Origin of the sequence: Granulicella sp. 5B5, assembly GCF_014083945.1 — a bacterium.
Taxonomy (GTDB): domain Bacteria; phylum Acidobacteriota; class Terriglobia; order Terriglobales; family Acidobacteriaceae; genus Granulicella.
The window spans coordinates 3,486,374-3,504,195 of record NZ_CP046444.1; the positions used below are offsets into that span (position 1 = coordinate 3,486,374).

17 protein-coding genes are annotated in these 17,822 nt (G+C 61.5%); 8 read left to right on the forward strand and 9 right to left on the reverse strand.

Going from position 1 to position 17,822, the window contains the following annotated elements:
* Nucleotides 1-5: 5 nt before the first annotated feature.
* Nucleotides 6-158, reverse strand: coding sequence for a DUF3309 family protein (locus tag GOB94_RS14715; RefSeq protein ID WP_182276618.1), 153 nt, complete (start codon nucleotides 156-158; stop codon nucleotides 6-8).
* 176 nt (nucleotides 159-334) lie between these two features.
* On the opposite strand from GOB94_RS14715, the gene GOB94_RS14720 reads away from it, so the two are divergent.
* Nucleotides 335-481, forward strand: a complete 147-nt coding sequence (locus GOB94_RS14720) for a lmo0937 family membrane protein (protein ID WP_182276619.1) — start codon at nucleotides 335-337, stop codon at nucleotides 479-481.
* 59 nt (nucleotides 482-540) lie between these two features.
* On the opposite strand, the gene lon is transcribed toward GOB94_RS14720, so the two are convergent.
* Nucleotides 541-2,967: an endopeptidase La gene (gene lon, locus GOB94_RS14725; RefSeq protein ID WP_182276620.1), complete on the reverse strand. Its 2,427-nt coding sequence runs from the start codon at nucleotides 2,965-2,967 to the stop codon at nucleotides 541-543.
* A gap of 170 nt (nucleotides 2,968-3,137) precedes the next feature.
* The gene (clpX, locus tag GOB94_RS14730) at nucleotides 3,138-4,421 is read right to left on the reverse strand and encodes an ATP-dependent Clp protease ATP-binding subunit ClpX (RefSeq protein ID WP_182276621.1); all 1,284 of its coding nucleotides are present in this window, start codon (nucleotides 4,419-4,421) and stop codon (nucleotides 3,138-3,140) included.
* Between the two features lie 128 nt (nucleotides 4,422-4,549).
* Between clpX and GOB94_RS14735 the strand changes: the two genes are divergently transcribed.
* Nucleotides 4,550-5,185, forward strand: coding sequence for a hypothetical protein (locus GOB94_RS14735; RefSeq protein ID WP_220464942.1), 636 nt, complete (start codon nucleotides 4,550-4,552; stop codon nucleotides 5,183-5,185).
* Between the two features lie 57 nt (nucleotides 5,186-5,242).
* On the opposite strand, the gene clpP is transcribed toward GOB94_RS14735, so the two are convergent.
* Nucleotides 5,243-5,833: an ATP-dependent Clp endopeptidase proteolytic subunit ClpP gene (gene clpP, locus GOB94_RS14740; protein WP_182276623.1), complete on the reverse strand. Its 591-nt coding sequence runs from the start codon at nucleotides 5,831-5,833 to the stop codon at nucleotides 5,243-5,245.
* 155 nt (nucleotides 5,834-5,988) lie between these two features.
* A complete protein-coding gene (tig, locus tag GOB94_RS14745) occupies nucleotides 5,989-7,398 on the reverse strand; it encodes a trigger factor (protein WP_255484016.1) in 1,410 nt (469 codons plus the stop codon).
* 334 nt (nucleotides 7,399-7,732) lie between these two features.
* Between tig and GOB94_RS14750 the strand changes: the two genes are divergently transcribed.
* Together GOB94_RS14750 and GOB94_RS14755 are read left to right on the forward strand one after the other, a co-directional pair.
* Entirely contained in the window at nucleotides 7,733-9,100 is a 1,368-nt protein-coding gene (locus GOB94_RS14750) for a Gfo/Idh/MocA family oxidoreductase (protein ID WP_182276625.1), read from the forward strand.
* Nucleotides 9,093-10,193 carry a PmoA family protein gene (locus GOB94_RS14755; protein ID WP_255484018.1) on the forward strand — a complete coding sequence of 367 codons (1,101 nt, stop codon included), beginning with the start codon at nucleotides 9,093-9,095 and terminating at the stop codon, nucleotides 10,191-10,193. Before GOB94_RS14750 ends, GOB94_RS14755 begins: the two co-directional genes overlap by 8 nt.
* A gap of 64 nt (nucleotides 10,194-10,257) precedes the next feature.
* Here the strand turns inward: GOB94_RS14755 and GOB94_RS14760 are convergent, their stop codons facing one another.
* Nucleotides 10,258-10,701 (reverse strand): DsrE family protein, encoded by a 444-nt coding sequence (locus tag GOB94_RS14760; protein ID WP_182276626.1) that lies wholly within the window; start codon nucleotides 10,699-10,701, stop codon nucleotides 10,258-10,260.
* Between the two features lie 43 nt (nucleotides 10,702-10,744).
* Nucleotides 10,745-11,581: a c-type cytochrome gene (locus GOB94_RS14765; RefSeq protein WP_182276627.1), complete on the reverse strand. Its 837-nt coding sequence runs from the start codon at nucleotides 11,579-11,581 to the stop codon at nucleotides 10,745-10,747.
* A gap of 105 nt (nucleotides 11,582-11,686) precedes the next feature.
* On the opposite strand from GOB94_RS14765, the gene GOB94_RS14770 reads away from it, so the two are divergent.
* From GOB94_RS14770 to GOB94_RS14785, 4 genes are all read left to right on the forward strand, one after another.
* Complete coding sequence (locus GOB94_RS14770; RefSeq protein ID WP_182276628.1) at nucleotides 11,687-12,217, forward strand: CAP domain-containing protein; 531 nt, start codon at nucleotides 11,687-11,689, stop codon at nucleotides 12,215-12,217.
* A 406-nt stretch (nucleotides 12,218-12,623) separates the two neighbouring features.
* Nucleotides 12,624-13,331, forward strand: a complete 708-nt coding sequence (locus GOB94_RS14775; protein ID WP_182276629.1) for a Crp/Fnr family transcriptional regulator — start codon at nucleotides 12,624-12,626, stop codon at nucleotides 13,329-13,331.
* 44 nt (nucleotides 13,332-13,375) lie between these two features.
* Nucleotides 13,376-14,083 carry a uracil-DNA glycosylase gene (locus GOB94_RS14780; protein WP_255484019.1) on the forward strand — a complete coding sequence of 236 codons (708 nt, stop codon included), beginning with the start codon at nucleotides 13,376-13,378 and terminating at the stop codon, nucleotides 14,081-14,083.
* A 264-nt stretch (nucleotides 14,084-14,347) separates the two neighbouring features.
* Nucleotides 14,348-14,653, forward strand: coding sequence for a YtxH domain-containing protein (locus GOB94_RS14785; protein ID WP_182276630.1), 306 nt, complete (start codon nucleotides 14,348-14,350; stop codon nucleotides 14,651-14,653).
* A gap of 81 nt (nucleotides 14,654-14,734) precedes the next feature.
* Here the strand turns inward: GOB94_RS14785 and GOB94_RS14790 are convergent, their stop codons facing one another.
* Entirely contained in the window at nucleotides 14,735-15,235 is a 501-nt protein-coding gene (locus tag GOB94_RS14790) for a cupin domain-containing protein (RefSeq protein WP_182276631.1), read from the reverse strand.
* Between the two features lie 77 nt (nucleotides 15,236-15,312).
* Nucleotides 15,313-17,790 carry an ATP-dependent Clp protease ATP-binding subunit gene (locus tag GOB94_RS14795; RefSeq protein ID WP_182276632.1) on the reverse strand — a complete coding sequence of 826 codons (2,478 nt, stop codon included), beginning with the start codon at nucleotides 17,788-17,790 and terminating at the stop codon, nucleotides 15,313-15,315.
* Nucleotides 17,791-17,822 lie beyond the last annotated feature (32 nt).

Here is a 17,822-nt window from a genome sequence, read left to right on the forward strand (position 1 = left end):
CAGGCTTAGACGATCCGCAATAGCCACAAGATCAGGAAGATCAGCAGGATAGTGCCGAGCGTGCCGCTGGGGAAGTAGCCCCAGTTCCGCGAATAGGAGTACCGCGGGAATGACCCAAGCAGCAAGAGAAGAATGATGATGACCACAATGAGTTCCACGAGCGCCTCCAGTGAATCGGCTATCGGCAACGAGAGAGGTAGATGCCGATTGGCAGCGCTCTGTTATCCGGGGGCGTGCGGATAGATTTTGCCTGGAGCGTACAACGCGGCAGCCCACGCTGGCCTCTCATTTCATTGCTTCATGCCGTATTGAATCCTCACGATTGGGTGCCGTCATGTTTCTATTGCTTGCTCTTGTGCTGGTCGTCATCTGGGCTACAAGCTTCTTCGTGTTTCACGTCACTGGCTTCCTGATTCATCTGCTCATCGTCTTCGCCGTGATCTCGCTCATTATGCATCTTGTTCGCGGCCGCAGCGCTTAGCGGCAACACAAAGGCCGAGCCCCATGGGCCCGGCCTTTGTGCATCAGGTTGATACTGAGTTACTGGTGTGCGACGTTGGCTGCCGGCGCCTGCGCAACGGGTGGTATCGGTGTCCCGGCGGCAAGCGCCTCGGGAGTCTCTTCGGCGAGCCTGGGGAGCTTGCGCGTCAGCGCCAGTTCCAACACTTCGTCCATCTGCTCCACCCAGTTCAGCTTCATCTCATCCTTGATGAGCTGGGGCAGGTCGGCGAGGTCGCGTTTGTTATCCGCTGGCAGAATCGCCTCGCGGATGCCTGCACGATGTGCTGCCAGCAGCTTCTCCTTCAGCCCGCCGATCGGCAGCACCTTGCCGCGCAGCGTGATCTCGCCGGTCATGGCGATGTCGCGGCGCACCTCGATACGTGTGAGAGCGCTGGCGAGAGCCGTCGCCATGGTGATGCCGGCAGAGGGACCATCCTTAGGGATTGCGCCCTCGGGCACATGGATGTGGATGTCGATGTTGCGGTAGAAGTCCTTGGCCAAGCCAAGGTGCTGCGAGCGCGAGCGTATCCACGTCAGCGCAGCCTGTGCGGACTCCTGCATCACATCGCCCAGTTGTCCGGTCGGTGTCATCTTGCCCTTGCCGTCAAGCACCTGCACCTCGGTCTGCAGAATCGAGCCGCCCATCTCCGTCCACGCCAGCCCGGTCACGAGGCCTATCTCGCTCTTCTCCTGCACCTGGCTGTCGCGGAACTTTGCCACACCCAGCAGGCCTTCGAGCGACTCGCGGGTGACGGACTCCGTGTGCTTGCCGTCCTTCACAATCTTGCGAGCGACCTTGCGGCACAGGTTGCCGATCTCGCGCTCCAGGTTGCGGACGCCCGCCTCACGCGTGTAGTAACGGATGACGTCGCGCAGTGCGTCGTCTGAGAACTGAATCTGCTCGCCGGTCAGGCCCGTGGCCTCAAGCTGCTTTTTCACCAGGTATTGCTTGGCGATCTCCAGCTTTTCTACCTCGGTATAGCCGGTGAGTCGCAGGATCTCCATGCGGTCCTGCAACGGACCGGGGATGGTGTGCAGCACGTTCGCCGTGGCGACGAAGAGCACCTGCGATAGGTCGTACTCCACGTCGAGGTAGTGGTCCTGGAAGGTGTTGTTCTGCTCGGGGTCGAGCACTTCGAGCAGCGCCGACGCCGGGTCGCCGCGGAAGTCCGAGGCCATCTTGTCGATCTCGTCCAGCATGATGACCGGGTTCTTGGTGCCGGCCTTCTTCATGCTCTGGATGATCTGCCCCGGCAGCGCGCCGATGTACGTGCGGCGATGCCCGCGAATCTCAGCCTCGTCGCGTACGCCGCCCAGCGACATGCGTACGAACTTGCGGCCGGTGGCCTTTGCGATCGACATGCCGAGCGAGGTTTTGCCCACGCCCGGAGGTCCGACAAAGCACAGGATGGAGCCCTTAGGATTTTTCACCAGCTGCCGCACGGCGAGGAACTCCAGGATACGGTCCTTGATCTTCTCCAGGCCGTAGTGGTCCTCGTTCAACACAGTCTCGGCGTTTTCGATGGAGCGAATTTCTTTGCTGCGCTTCTTCCACGGCACGGCGAGCAGCCAGTCAAGGTAGTTACGGCTGACGGTGGACTCTGCTGACATGGGCGGCATCGCTTCGAGCTTCTTCAGCTCAAGCAATGCTTTCTCCTTCACCTCGGCCGTCATGCCGGCCTCTTCGATCTTCTTCTTCAGCTCATCGAATTCCGAGCGCTCGCCGCGGCCCAGCTCTTTCTGGATCGCCTTGATCTTCTCGTTGAGGTAGTACTCCTTCTGGGCGCGCTCCATCTGCCGCTTCACACGGCTCTGAACGCTGCGGTCCATGTTGAGCTTCTCGATGGCGATGTCGAGCGTGTCGGCGATACGCGACAGCCGCATCTCGGGGTCGAAGACCTCGAGAATCTGCTGCTTCTCTTCGATGGACAGCGGCAGGTTGGCGGCGATGACGTCGGCGAGCTTCGCGGGATCGTCGGTGCGCAGCGCGGCGGCGCTTTCCTGGTTCAGCGACTGCTGCAGCTTGCCGTACTGTTCAAATAGTTGGTGCACGCGGGCCACCAGTTGCTCGATCTGCGGAGTGGAGACCAGCTCCGCGTGCGAGATGCGCACGGTCGCGACGAAGAAACCGTCGTCGTCGTTCACTTCGCTGGCACTGGCACGTTCCACACCCTCTACCAGCACCTTGATGTTGCCGTCCGGCATGCGGACTGACTGCACGATGTTGCCGACGACGCCGACTGTGTAGATGTCGTCGGCGGTCGGTTCGTCCACGGAGGCATCATGCTGCGCTGCGAGGAAGATCTTGCGGTCTCCGTTCAGCGCCTCTTCGAGCGCCCGCACGCTCGATTCACGGCCCACTACAAATGGGGCCATCATATGCGGGAAGATCACCATCTCGCGGATGGGCATCATGGGGAGCTTGCGCTGGGCGCCTGTCAATATTTCGCGTTCGTCGTTGGTCATAACTCTCCCATGTTAGACGCGTGTTGCAGCCGAACGATGCGCGCCCGGCGTTTGAACGAAATTGTACCCGCAATGAGGGCAGGGAATTGCAGTGCGATGACAGTGTTTTGCGCGCAACGAAAAACGGACAGCCGAAGCTGCCCGTCTCTGTTGACTTATCTGCAAACCCGCTAGCCGGCTTTTTCCAGTACCACCGGCAGCGTGATGTCGCGGTTCTTCACCATCTCTTCGGTGATCACCAGCTCCTTTACCTTTTTGTTGCCGGGGATGTGGTACATCAGGTCGAGCATCAGTTCTTCGAGGATCATACGCAGACCACGCGCGCCAACCCGGCGCTGCAGGGCCTCGCGGGCGATCTCCCGGGCCGCATCGTCGGTCCAGATCACCTTTACACCTTCGTACTCGAACAGGCGCGCATACTGCTTCAGCAGAGCGTTGCGGGGCCGCGTAAGGATGTCGATCAGTGCAGCCTCATCCAGCTCGTCAAGGATTCCCAGTACGGGCAGACGCCCGATAAACTCCGGAATCAGGCCGTACTTCAGCAGGTCCTGGGGCTCTGCCTGGCGCAGCAGCTCCGTGTCGCGCTGTGCGCGGATCGGGGTCACCACATCGTCCTCGGCAACCTCGCCGATGGCTTTGAAACCAAGAGCTTTCTTGCCGACGCGACGGCCGATGACCTTCTCCAGGCCGACAAATGCGCCGCCGCAGATGAACAGAATGTTCGTCGTATCGACGATCGTGAACTCCTGGTGCGGGTGCTTGCGTCCGCCCTGCGGCGGAACGTTGGCGACCGTGCCTTCGAGCAGCTTCAGCAGCGCCTGCTGCACGCCCTCGCCGCTCACGTCGCGGGTGATGGATGGGTTCTCGTCCTTGCGGCCGATCTTGTCGATCTCGTCGATGTAGATGATGCCGGATTGTGCGCGGGCCACGTCGCCCTCGGCGGCCTGAAGCAGCTTCAGGATGATGTTTTCCACATCCTCGCCGACATAGCCGGCCTCGGTCAGGGTGGTCGCATCCACAATCGCGAACGGCACATCGAGCATCTTGGCGAGCGTTTGCGCCAGCAGCGTCTTGCCGGAGCCCGTGGGGCCGACCAGCAGGATGTTCGACTTCTGCAGCTCCACGTCGTTACCGCGGGTGCGGTTCATCTGGATGCGCTTGTAGTGGTTGTACACCGCGACGGCAAGCTTCTTCTTGGTCTGGTCCTGGCCGATGACGTACTCATCCAGAAACGCCTTGACTTCAGCGGGTTTGGGCAGATGCGCGGGGGCCGCGCCCGGTTGCGAGTCGCCCTTGTCGTCTTCGAGGATCGAGTTGCACACTGCGACACACTCGTCGCAGATGTAGGCACGGGGATAGTCCGACGGTGAGGAGATCAGCTTCGCAACTGCATCCTGGGATTTATGGCAAAACGAGCAGCGGAGTGATTCTTCCGGGCCCCTGGAGGTCTTCATAGACAGGGTGAACTCCTTTGTGGGCACTGACGCAGCAATGCACCGAGTCAGACACGTTCATCAGTTTACACCCACGTCACAACCGCGGGGATGTACCAAAGTAATACGTGCTGCCCAACTGGGTTCCGGTGGCAGCGAAGGTACAAAACTGCACCTCGATGCAGCGATGCACAATCCAATCTGCAGGAGCCCCCCAAGCCTTGGTCCTTTCTACCCATCTGGAAGCCGCCGATCTGAAGGAAGCTGAGCGCCTTGCGCGCTACTCCTACTACCGGGTGCTGCGCTTGCTGCAGGAGAAGGACCTTTGGCTGATTGCAGCTGCCGCCGCGGTGCTCACGGTGACCAACCTGCTGAAGCGCACGCATGTGCTGTGGGGCGAGGTCGTGTTGCTTTATCTGATTGCGCTGTTTCTGTACGGCGTCAGGCATCTGTGGGTCGGCTATCGCCTGCGTGCGAAGGCTGAGAAGATGAACAGCGAGCCACTCAGCGTGGAGTTGACCTCGGCTGGCGTGCGCTTTCTTCGGGCGGGCGCGCCGCCACGTATAGCGCCCTGGGAGACCTATCTCGATGCCAGGGCAGGGGAGCGTGTGCTGCTGCTCTACTTCCAGCCGAAGAACGCCGGGTCGTACGCACGCAGAAAATACTTCATCATCCCGCTGCTGCAGTTGCGGCCCGACGAGCGAATCGAGCTGCTGCTGCAGGTGCCAGAGAAGATCCGCGGTGAGAGCGTTCAGCGTGTCCTCTCTACCTGGCGCTCGGGGTAAAGCGCAAAAGAAGAAGGCCCGGCGCAGGGCCGGACCTTCGGTTGCCTCCCGTCTCGCTTAGGTGCGCGGGCGGTCGATGATGTCGTCGATGATGCCGTACTCCTTGGCCTGCGGAGCAGTCATGATGAAGTCGCGTTCCACATCGCGCTCGATGCGGTCCAGCGGCTGGCCTGTGTTTTGCGCCATCAATTTGTTGGTGAGCTCACGAATACGCAGGATCTCGCGCGCGTGGATGTCGATGTCCGTTGCCTGGCCTTGCAGCCCGCCCATGGACGGCTGGTGGATCAGGATGCGCGAGTTGGGCAGCGTGAACCGCTTGCCCTTCTTGCCGGCCATCAGCAGGAACGCGCCCATGGATGCCGCCTGCCCGAGGCAGAACGTCACCACATCGTTCTTGATGTACTGCATCGTGTCGTAGATCGCCAGGCCGGCGGAGATCGAGCCACCCGGCGAGTTGATGTAGAGCTGGATGTCCTTCTCCGGGTCCTCGCCGGAGAGGAAGAGCAACTGCGCGATGATCAGGTTCGCGACGTTGTCGTCGATCGGCGTTCCCAAAAAGATGATGTTGTCGCGGAGCAGGCGGCTGTAGATGTCATACGAGCGCTCACCGCGGCTCGTCTGCTCCAGCACCATCGGTATCAGTCCCATTGGCTCTCTCTTTCTTTGCGTGTTGCGTGTGAAGGGCCTAAATCGAGGGCCAAAACTTGTTTCTCAATCCTTGACCCTAGAGGTAAGGATTAGCTGCGTGCCCGTGCTGGAAACAATCCTACAACCGGGCACGCCGCTTTACGCGGTGGGTACTGTTAACCAGCCAGCCGCTCGTAGAGGGCCGCGCTGGTCTTCTCGCGACGGATCTGCTCGCGCATGCGCCCCAGCGAGCCGTCATCCTTCATCCGCTTGTATAGCTGCTCCATCGGCTCGCGCGCCTGGATCGAGAGCATCAGCAGCTCGCGCTCGAACTCCTCGTCGCTGACCTCGATCTTCTCCTGCTCGGCGATCCTGTCCAGCAGCATCGAGACCTTTACCTCGTTCACGGCCTGGTCGCGCTGCGCCTCGCGCAGACGGCCAAAGTCCAGCTGCCGCATCGCATCGGAGCTCATGCCCTGCTGCGCCAGCGCACGCAGACCACGCTCCAGCCGGGCGTCGACCTGCTGCTGCACAAACGTCTCGGGCACCGGGAAGTTGTACTTCGCGACCAGCTCATCCAGCATCTTGTCGCGCGCCTGTGACTTCAGCGCATCGGCCTTGCGGGCCGAGACGCGCTCGCGCAGCTTGGCCTCAAAGTCGTCCCAGCTTTCGTAGTTGCCGAGCTGCTTGGCGAACTCCTCGTCGCGCTCCGGGTAGCTCTTGCTCTTGATCGCCTTCACCGTCACGTCGTAGGCCACGGTGCGGCCCGAGAGCCGCGCATCGCCGAACTCGGCCGGATAGGTGGCCTCGAACTTCAGCTCCTGGCCCACCTTGGCGCCTCGCAGGGCCTCGTTGAACGCCTGCAGCGTGTTCTTGCCGCCGACTTCGATCAGCACATCCTCGCCGGTGATCGGCTGCTCCGCGGGCTTCTCAAGGCCCTCTTCGCCGACCGTCTGCACCAGTGCCTGCAACTCGCCCTTGAAGCCGATCTCGGCCCAGTCGCCATCGCGCAGCGGACGGTCCTCGTCCACCGGCTCCACGGTTGCGTGGTGGTCGAGCACGTTGTTCAGCTCGGCCTCGTACTCCTCGCTGGTCAGCGCGGTGTCCGGCTTCTCGGCGGTCACGGTGTCGTAGCCGGCGATGTCGATGACCGGCATCACCTCGAAGGTCGCCGTAAACTTCAGCGGCAGGCCTTCGGCCAGCGTCAGCTCGCTCAACTGGGGCTCACTCACCGGCTGCAGGTTCTGCTCGCTCAGGGCGCTACGGAACTTCTCGCTCACCAGCGACTCCAACACCTCCTGCCGCAGCTCGCGCGCGAACTTGCTCTTGACGAGCGACGGCGGCACCTTGCCCGCGCGGAAGCCCGGGATGCGCGCCAGCTTCGTGTAGCGCTTGGTCGTCTGCTGGAACGCTTTGTCGACCTCTTCTACGGGTGCCTCCACACTGATCGAGCGGGTCAGCTCGGCGTTCAGCGTGGGCGCGTGGTGGTGGTGCTCGTGGTCATGACCGGCGTGATCGTGGTCGTGGGTGTGCTCGGCGGTCGCCGCCGCGGTCTCTTGCGTCGTCTCTTCAACAGTCTCTGACAATGTGTTGCCTTCCAAAGTGCCTACCAAAAGGCCGGGGGGCGGGTGGGAATTTGCGCCGATGCAACCAGTTAAAGGGCGCCCTCCGGGTATAGAGGGCCAGCCAGCATCGGCGCTGCGCCAACCCTAAGAATACGAGGCCGTGCCGCAGGGGTCAAACCTCGGCCCGCGGGTCGCATTTCTCCCCAAATCCGCAGATTCAGTCCGCTATCCGGTCTGACTGCTTTTCGTCCTTGTCATCGTTCTCAGTTGGGTGCCATAATTCCCCGCTTAGAAATTGTTTCAACTTCTAGTTTTCTGCTACCCACGCAACGCCAACCCTTTACGGAGACCAATTATGGCACCTGAAGAAACCACCCGCCGCGACTTCCTTAAGACCACCAGCGCCGCCCTGGCTGCCACGGCTGTGCCTGTGGCCTCCAGCGTATGGACGGCCAAGAGCTACGCCGCCATCCCCGGCGCCAACGACCGCGTCCGAACCGCCGTTGTCGGCTGCGGTGACCGCATGAAGCAGGCCCTCATCCCTGCCTTCTCCGACCATGCCAAGGAGCTCAACTTCGAGTTCGTCGCTGTCTGCGACATCTGGAACCACCGCCGCGACGAGGGTGCCGAGTACATCAAGAAGGTCTCCGGCTTCACCGTAGAGCCTGTCCGCAACACCGACGAGCTCTACGCCCGCAAGGATGTCGATGCCTGCCTCATCGCCACCGCCGACTTCCAGCATGCGCGTTGCGGCATCGAGGCCGTGAATGCGGGTCGTGACGCCTATGTTGAAAAGCCGACTGCGCATCGCATGGACGACGCCCGCAACTTTCGCGCCGCCGTCCACAAGACCGGCCGCATCGTGCAGGTCGGCACGCAGCGCCGCAGCACGCCCAGCTATATGAAGGCCGCCGAGTATATCCAGTCCGGCAAGTTCGGCGACATCGTGATGGTGGAGATGAGCTGGAACGTGAACCAGCCCGGCCGCTGGCGCCGCCCCGACGTTGTGCCGCTGCTGAAGGAGCAGGACACCGACTGGCACCGCTACTGCATGGGCGTCATCAAGGACAACTTCGACGCCCGCAAATATCTCGAGTTCCGTCTCTTCTGGCCGTACTCGTCGGGCATCCCCGACCAGTGGCTCGTCCATCAGATCGACACGGTGCACTGGTTCACCGGGCTTCCTCATCCGCGTTCGTGCGTCGCCAACGGCGGTATCTACCTGTGGAAGGATGGCCGCACCAACTGGGACACCATGACCTCGGTCTTCGACTACGGCCCGATCGACGATCTCTCGAAGGGCTTCCAGGTGCAGTACACCTCGCGCTTTACCAACTCCGCGGGCGGCGTCAAGGAGCTTTACTACTCCAACGGCGGCATGATCGACATGGACAAGCAGACTGTCACCGACACGGGCGGCCTGACCCAGAAGTTTGCCGACCAGATGAACATGAAGGCGAACCTGCTGCCCAGCATGTCGCTCGGCGCCGACAAGATTGCCACGGACGCGAACACCGGCAAGGGTGATCCGCAGACCGGCGCCAACATGCGGAACTGGATGGAGTGCGTCCGCAGCCGCAAGACGCCCAACGCCAGCATTGAGGCCGGCTACGCCCACTCGATCGCGCTGTGCATGAACGTGGCCGCGATCCAGACCGGCCAGAAGGTCACCTTCGACGACAAGACGCAGCAGGTAATGGTAGGAGGCAAGGTCTATGCCTAGCCCTGCTTATGATGTGTCATCTCGACCGAAGCGCAGCGGAGTGGAGAGACCTGCTTGCTTGCTTGTGGTGGTGACCATGCTCATGGCCGCCACCGCGTTCGCGCAGAAGGGCGTCCAGGTAAAAACCGACGACGCCAACCGCCGCGTCGACATCACCATCGACGGCCAACTTTTCACCAGCTACCTGTGGCCGGATACCTCCGATCCCAAGGCGCTCAAAAAGCCCGTCCTCTTTCCGTTGATGGACTCCGACGGCGTGACGGTGACGCGTGGCTATCCGTTGGCACCGCGTCCGCACGAACGCGTTGACCACCCGCACCACGCCGGACTGTGGTTCAACTACGGCAACGCGAATGGCTTCGACTTCTGGAATAACTCGGACGCCATCAAGCCCGCGCAGCGCGACAAGATGGGCACCATCTACGAGGACAAGATCGTCTCCACAAAGTCCGGTGCCAGCCGCGGCGAGCTCGTTGCGACCTCGCACTGGACGACCGGCAAAGGCGATCGCATCCTCGATCAGACCACGCGCTACGTCTTCTCCGGAGGCAAGGGCAAGCGCACCGTGGACATGATCATCACGCTGAAGGCGCTTGAAGACGTCACCTTCAACGACGACAAAGAGGGCGTGCTCGGCATGCGCGTCGCCAGTTGGCTTGAGTCGCCGGAAGAGAAATCCGGCATCTTCATGGATGCAGCAGGCCGTCCCACGCAGACTGCCGGCGCCAGCCCCGATGCCACCGGTGTCTATCTCACCAGCGAAGGCGTCGAAGGCCCGAAGGTATGGGCCACGCGTGGCCGTTGGTGCACGCTGACGGGACACAACCCCGCAGGCCACACCGACAGCATCGCGATCCTCGACCACCCCGGCAACCCTGGCTACCCGACCTACTGGCACGCGCGCGGCTACGGCCTCTTCGCCGCCAATCCGCTGGGCCGCAGCATCTTCGACCCCAAGCAGCCGCCCTTCCAATACACCATCAAGAAGGGTGACAGCACCACCTTCCGCTATCGCATCGAGATCTACGACCACGCCACCACTCCGGCAGAGATCAACCATGATGCGGATGTCTTCGCTGCAGAGAAGCACTAGGCGGTCTCAAACAGCAACGCCCGCAGACGATGTTTGTCTGCGGGCGTTGCCGTGTCAGCGGTATTTATCGTCCGCCCTTGATATACACCCAGCCCTGCTCCTGCTTCGTCACCACTTCCACAATGCCCGAGGGCACAGAGCCCATGCCCGGCAGCAGGTCCTTCAGCTCCAGCTTGTGCGCGCGCATCGAGTTCTGGCACGCCACAAACTTCACGCCCTCCGCCTGCAGCTTTGCGATGTCGGCGGCCACGCTGGAGTCTGCTTTCACCATATTGATGCCGCCGGCAAATGCGACGACCTCTACCTCCACCGTATCCGGCTTCAATCCCGCGATCAGGTTGCGCGTATTGCCCAGCGCAATCTGCCAGTCCATCTCGTCGCCGGAGCTCACAGCCATTAACACGCGGTGCGTCTTGCCCGTCGCGCTCTGCGCCTGCATCTTCGTCAGGCCGCCAAGGCCCATCATCAACACCGCACACAATGCCAGCAGTACACTTCGTCTCTTCATCGCTCTCCTCGATCAGCCTGGTTTAGGACATCCTACATCCGCTTCAGTATTTGTCATACGCATGGTTGAACTTTGGCCGCGGCTGCATGTGAACGAACGCGGCCACATCCGTTGCCTCTTGCGCGCTCAGGGTGCCTTTGCGGTTCTGTGGCATGTTGTACTGCACAAACGCGGCCATCTTCGGAATGGTGCCCATGCCCGCGCCATCATTGAACGACTCCGGTCCCCACAGCGGAGGAAACGGCCTGCGGGTTCCTTCACCATGGTCGCCGTGGCAGCCCGCGCACTGTGCTGCATAGATCTCTGCGCCATGCTTCGGATCGGGCGTTAGCTTGGGCAGCGGCTCCAGCCCGCGCCCAATGAACTTTGCCTGCGCACGATGCGGCTCTGAGAGCCAGCCGATGTACGCCTTCAGCGCCTGCATCTCATGGCTGCTGTCCGGCAGTGGCATGCCGTTCTCGCTGCGCGTCATGCACTCGTCGATGCGGTCGTTCAGCGTGATCTTGCGCTGTGCTCGCTGGCTGAACTTCGGATACGCCTGCATCGTCCCCACCATCGGCGCCGAGTACGGCGCGATGCCTCCCTCCACATGGCAGCTCGCACACGCAATCCGCGCCTTTGCATATTGCGAGCCGTACACAGGAGTCTCGTTGAACAGCTCGCTGCCGTACTCCACCAGTCGCAACTCCTTCGGGCTCAGCGAATCCATCGACCCGACACGCCAGGCGCGGCTCGTCGGGCCATCGCCAAACGCGCGTCCCAGCCACGCTCCACTCACCCACCCAAGGCTTCGCGGTCCCATTCGCAAGCCCAGCATCACCACGCCTGCATACAGGGCGAGCGTCAGCGCAGCAACGACAATGGTCAGCCAGCGTCTCATCGTGGGCAGGGAAGGACATCCCCATTCTAACCAGTCGCCTAACAGGCGGCTTGCGACCCTGCACCGCAACCGATACTCTTCACCTGAGGTCAAGGAGACGCAAGCATGCACCGGATCATCCATCGCAGCGTAGCCGTCGTTCTATGCCTCTGCGGGGCCGTTGCGGGCGGCCAGTCCACCGTGCCTGGCAACACCGGCTCGCGCGTCATCCCGTCGGACGCGCAGAGCGCCCTCGACTTCCAGAACGCCAAGCGGCACGATGTCGGCGCACCTCCGCTGCAGTGGTCGGTGCAACTCGCAGGCGTGGCGCAGAGCTGGGCCAACCACCTCGCCGCCGACGAGAACTGCCGGCTCGTCCACACCACCGGCGGACACTACGGCGAAAACCTCTTCGGCGGCGCTGGCCGCCCTTACACCGCGCTCGATGCCGCGCAGGACTGGTATAGCGAGATCGCCCAGTTCCACTATGGCGTGCTCACCGGCAGCAACTGGTCCGCCACAGGCCACTACACGCAGATGGTCTGGCGCTCCACCACCAGCGTCGGCATGGGCCGCGCCACCTGCCCTAACGGGTGGATCGTCATCGTCGCTGAGTACGATCCCCCCGGCAACTACATCGGCCAGAAGCCCTACTAGCGTCTGGACCATGGAGGGAAGCCGTTGCAACCTCCCCAGTAACACCCATAACTACATGAGGGGCGGCAGGCGGCTGCGGATAACCAAATTAGCCAGCCCATAAGGTCAGCACCCTGATCCTGGGTGAATGCTCTGAGACAAGCTCCGGAACCCGGGACACATCGTCCTCTAAACAGAGCCTTTGCGTCTATTCGCTATCGAACATTCGACTTACATCAATGGAATCTTGAGCGTCACCCACCACTATGTCCGCTGTGGTGCATACGAAACGTCAGCTTAGGCGTAACGTCATAGCAATTCGGTGTGCGAAGCCGGGTTTCTATCAAGTGCGCTACAGACCGTCTTCATGCGGCAACCTTGCGACGGGTAGAGGGAGCAGTGAGCTCTCGTTGATGTCCCGCGAAAGTTGAGCGACTTGGAAACCAACCGGCTTCTTGCTTCACTCACCACACAATCCCGCGATCTCATCCGGGCCCACTGCACTCTGTTATCCGCTCCTGTTCGCACGCAACTCTACGCGCCAGAGCAGAGGCCTCCGTATGCCTATTTCGTCACCTCCGGCATCGTCTCTGTCATTGCCACCACCCTATCCGGCAATACGGCAGAGGTCGGCTTCATCGGGAATGAGGGGTTGGTGGGAAGCATTCATCTCCTCGGTTCCGGCATCGTCTCCACGGGGGCCTCCATGCAGCTTGAAGGCTCCGTCCTGCGTATCCCGTTTCAGGAGATGAAAGACCTCTTTCGTTCTTCGGAGGAGATTCGCGACCGCGTGCTTGAGTTCGTCCAGGAGCAGTTCCTTACCCTCAGCCACATCGCCGTATGCAACCGGCTCCACTCTGCTGAAGAACGGCTCGCCCGCTGGTTGCTCATGGCCCAGGACCGTACCCAGTCCAATGTGCTCAACTTCACGCAGGAGCTGATCGGCATGATGCTGGGCTCGCGCAGAACGACGGTCAGCTTGGTCGCCAGCGGACTTCAACGCAAAGGTCTCATTCAGTACTCCCGCGGCAGGGTCAAGATCCTGGACCGCAAAGCCCTTGAGGCTGCTGCCTGCGACTGTTATCCGATCATCCGCAACCTCAATGTGAACCTCTACCGCAAAGGCCGCCGCTAGTACTCACCTCTGCCCGCTATCATCGGCATAGGAGCAGAATCGCTTTGGCCAGCCGTACATCGCCCGCAATACTTTCCGTCCTCGACCAGGTCTGTCACGACATCGCCGTCTGCACCCGCTGCGAACGCCTGCGCGTTTATGGCGAAAATATCGGCCGCGTGAAGCGCCGCATGTATCGCGACCAGGAGTACTGGGCCAAACCCGTTCCCGGCTTTGGAGACCCCAACGCGCGTATCCACGTGCTCGGGCTAGCACCGGGCGCACACGGAGCCAACCGCACCGGCCGCCCCTTCACCGGTGATGCCTCGGGGGACTTCATGTACGACGTCCTCCATGAGCTTGGCCTCGCGACCAAGCCGAAGGCCATCAGCCGCGACGACGGCCTCAAGCTCCGCAAGCTCTGGATCTCGTCGGTCGTCCGCTGCGCCCCGCCCGGCGATAAGCCGGCCCCACAGGAGATCCGCAACTGCGCTCCGCATCTCACTGCGGAGATCGCCGAGCTGAAGAAGGTGCGCGTCGTCGTCTGCCTCGGCAAGATCGCCTGGGACGGCTTCCTCGCCCACCTGCTCGCGCAGGGTGTCATCGAGCGGCGCTCAGCCTACACCTTCTCACACGGCGCCGAGTACACGCTGCCCAACGGCCTCAAGCTGCTCGGCTGCTACCATCCCTCGCTGCGCAACACGAACACCGGCCGCCTTAACCGCCCCATGTTCGCGAAGGTCTTCGTCCGCGCACTGGAGCTTGCGTTCTGAAGCGGGCGCACTTGACACGGACGATAGAATAAAAACAGGGAACAGGCGCGGCTACACCGCTGTCGACGCAGGTTTTCTTGTCCATGAAGGCGGGATCAGACCTTTGCAAGTCCGGCGACAAGCCGCCTTCTTTGAAGACTTTGGATCGAAAAGTATGGGAGGGGAGGGGTGGGGGTGTCACACTCCAATATGACTTTGTTGCATGAAACAGGAAACCTGATGCCATGCAGTTGAGTCCTATGCAAGTAGCTAGGAGGCTTACACATGCGTAGCAGACACTTCTTTTTTGCCCTTGGGGTTGGTGCAGCGGTCGGTGGTGTTTTGGCGCTGCTCTACGCTCCGCAGACCGGCGCCACGACGCGCAAGAAGCTGAAGCGGAACTTCGAAGACCTCGGCGATACGCTCGAAGACGCAGCCGAGTATCTGAAGGACCAGGCCGAACGCCTCGGCAAGGAAGCCGAACGCTTTATCGAGGCCAGCAAGGACCAGTTCGAGGACGTCGTTGATGCCGCCAACGGTGTCGTCAAGAGCGCCACCAAGGCAACCCGGTCGGTCTCCAAACTCATCTAGAGTTACAGAACCTGACGTAAAAGGGTTCGCAGGTCTTCCAAGAAAAACCCGCAGCTTCGGCTGCGGGTTCCTTTTTTGCCGCTACGGCTCCGGTGGCCCGACTGTGATCACAAAGTAGGTGCACTGCGTATCGCCCGCGTTCTTGACGTAGTGCAGATCGCCTGCGCAGCAGATGCCGACATCGCCTGCCCGCATGGTGCGGATCACGCCGTTGGTCATCAGCTCGCAGATGCCCTCTTTGACGCACCATATCTCGCTGTGCAGGTGCTTTCCTACGGGCTCATGCACGGCGCCCGGTTGCTGCACCGACTCATGCATCTCCAGCCGGATGTTGCCCGCGGTCAGCATCCCGGCCAGATACGCGAATGACTCATGCCCATTCGAGCCGTGGCCTTTGCCCGGTGTGTAGACTCCGGAGACGATGGTAGGCAACTGGCCCTTGCTGGCGCCAAACCCCGGCGTCGGCTCACCCTTCACGGGATGGTCAGCATCCCCGGCGGCTTGACTCAGGGCGCTCTCCGGCAGCAACGCAGTGGCCGCGAGCAGGGAGGGGAGCAGGGTGGCAAACGAACGACGATCCATTCAGAAATGTCCTCCGGTAAAACGATACGCCCAGCCTGTCAGGCTGGGCGTATCGGCTGTGAATTCCGTTCCGGATGTCAGACCGTTGTCAGTGCCAGACCCGCCGCCTTCTCCTCGCCTTCGGCCGCAACCGGGCGATAGTAGAGCTGGTTGCTCTCCAGATACACCTCGAGGAACGCAGGCCGCTCGGCGATCAGCCCAGCGATGAGCGCCTCGGAGAGTGGGTCCTCGATGTACTTCTGCAAAGCCCTGCGCAGCGGCCGTGCTCCGTAACTGCGGTCTGTGAGCGTCTTATCCAGTATCCAGCGCTGCGCATCGTCGCGGACGGAGATCGTGATCGCCTTGTGCACCAGGTTGGTGTTCAACTGCTGCACCAGCAGGTCCATGATCTGCATCAGGTCGGAGTCGGAGAGTGACGTGAAGACGATCACTTCATCGAGACGGTTGAGGAACTCGGGGTTGAAGGTGCGCTTCACCTCGCTCATCACCATCTCCTGCATCTTCTCGAGCACGACCTCATCCTTGCTCGATTGGAAGCCGAGGCCCTCGCGCTTCATCAGGTGCTTGGCGCCGATGTTCGAGGTCATGATGATGATCGTGTTCTTGAAGTCGACCGTGTTGCCGAGACCGTCGGTTAGCTGGCCGTCTTCAAATACCTGCAGCAGCAGGTTGAAGACGTCCGGATGAGCTTTCTCGACCTCGTCCAGCAATACGACGGAGTACGGAGACCGCTTCACGCGTTCCGTGAGCTGGCCGCCTTCTTCGTAGCCGACGTAGCCCGGAGGCGAACCGATCAGCTTCGAGACCGAGTGCTTCTCCATGAACTCCGACATATCGAAGCGGATGAGCGACTTCTCCGAGCCGAAGAGGAACTGCGCCAGCGTACGCGCCATCTCCGTCTTGCCGACACCTGTTGGCCCAAGGAACAGGAAGCTGCCGATCGGGCGCGCTGGGTTCTTGAGGCCTGCGCGCGAACGACGGATCGCACGAGCAAGAGCAGAGATCGCCTTGTCCTGCGCGATGACCCGTTTGTGGAGTTCTTCCTCCACGCGCAACAGCTTCTGTGTCTCTTCTTCCTTGATGGAAGTGATCGGGACACCCGTCCAGCGGCTGACGACGTCTTCGATGTCCTCGCGCGTGACGATGCCCGAACTCGACTCGTCGAGGTGGTACTTGTCGCGCAGCACGCGAAGGTTCTCGCGCTCCTTGCGCTCCTCGTCGGAGTAGAAGCGCGCCTTCTCGAACTCGTGGTTCGCGATGGCGTTCTCCATACGGTGCACGATGAACTTGATGCGCTTCTGTACCTCGGTCAACTCTTCAGGCAGCGTGGTCTGACGCAGCTTTACGCGAGCGCCGGCCTCGTCGATTAGATCGATGGCCTTGTCCGGCAGGAAGCGGTCCGGGATGTAACGGTTGGAGTGCGAGACCGAGAAGGTGATCGCGTCGTCGGTGTAGCTGACGGCGTGGAACTTCTCGTACTTCTCGCGGATACCCATGATGATCTTGATGGCATCCTCTTCGTTTGGCGGAGGAACCTTTACGGCCTGGAAGCGTCGTTCGAGCGAGCGGTCCTTCTCGATGGACTTGCGATACTCCGCAGGGGTGGTGGCTCCGATGCACTGGATCTCGCCACGGCTCAGCGCCGGCTTGAGGATGTTTGCCGCATCGAGTGAACCTTCCGCTGAGCCAGCGCCAACCAGGGTGTGCAGCTCGTCGATGAAGACGATGCAGTTCTGGTTTTCCATCAGCTCTTTCATGATGGTCTTGAGGCGCTCTTCGAACTGGCCGCGGTATTTGGTTCCCGCGACGATCAGCGAGAGGTCCAGCGAGAGAACACGCTTGTCGGCGAGGAAGCTCGGTACTTCGCCGTCGGCGATCTTTTGCGCGAGGCCTTCGACGATGGCTGTTTTGCCGACACCGGGTTCGCCGATGAGGACAGGGTTGTTCTTGGTGCGGCGGCAGAGGATCTGGATGACACGTTCGACCTCGAAGTCGCGGCCGACCAGCGGATCGAGTTGCTGGTCGCTCGCGGCCTGCGTCAGGTCGCGGCTGAACTCGGCCAGCATGGACTGCTCCTGCTGGTTGCCGCCGCGCTGCTTGCTGCCGCTTTGCGCGGCCGGCTTCTCCTGCGTGGTGCGCTGCAACTCCTCGCGGATGGCCGTGAGGCGCAAGCCGCGCTCGGTGAGGATCTCCGCTGCGAAGCACTTCTCTTCGCGCAGCAGGCCGAGCAGAAGGTGTTCTGTGCCGATGTGTTTGTGGCTCAGCCTCTCAGCTTCTTCGGCTGCGTAGGCTAGCACGCGCTTGCACTCGTTGGAGAGCGGAAGATCGACCGAGGTCGATACCTTCTCGCGCACCGTGGTGTGCTGTTCAATCTGTTTGCGGATGGATTCGACCGAGGCGTGCGAGCGCAGAAAGCGATTGGTGAGTGCTTTATCTTCGCGCAGCAGGCCCAGCAAGAGATGTTCGGTTTCGATGTATGGTGAGCCGAACTGGCTCGCCTCGTAGCGCGCGAAGAAAATCACGCGCCGCGCCTTTTCTGTGTAGCGTTCGAACATGCTCCCCCTTCGAACCGTCGCCCCCGCGCTTT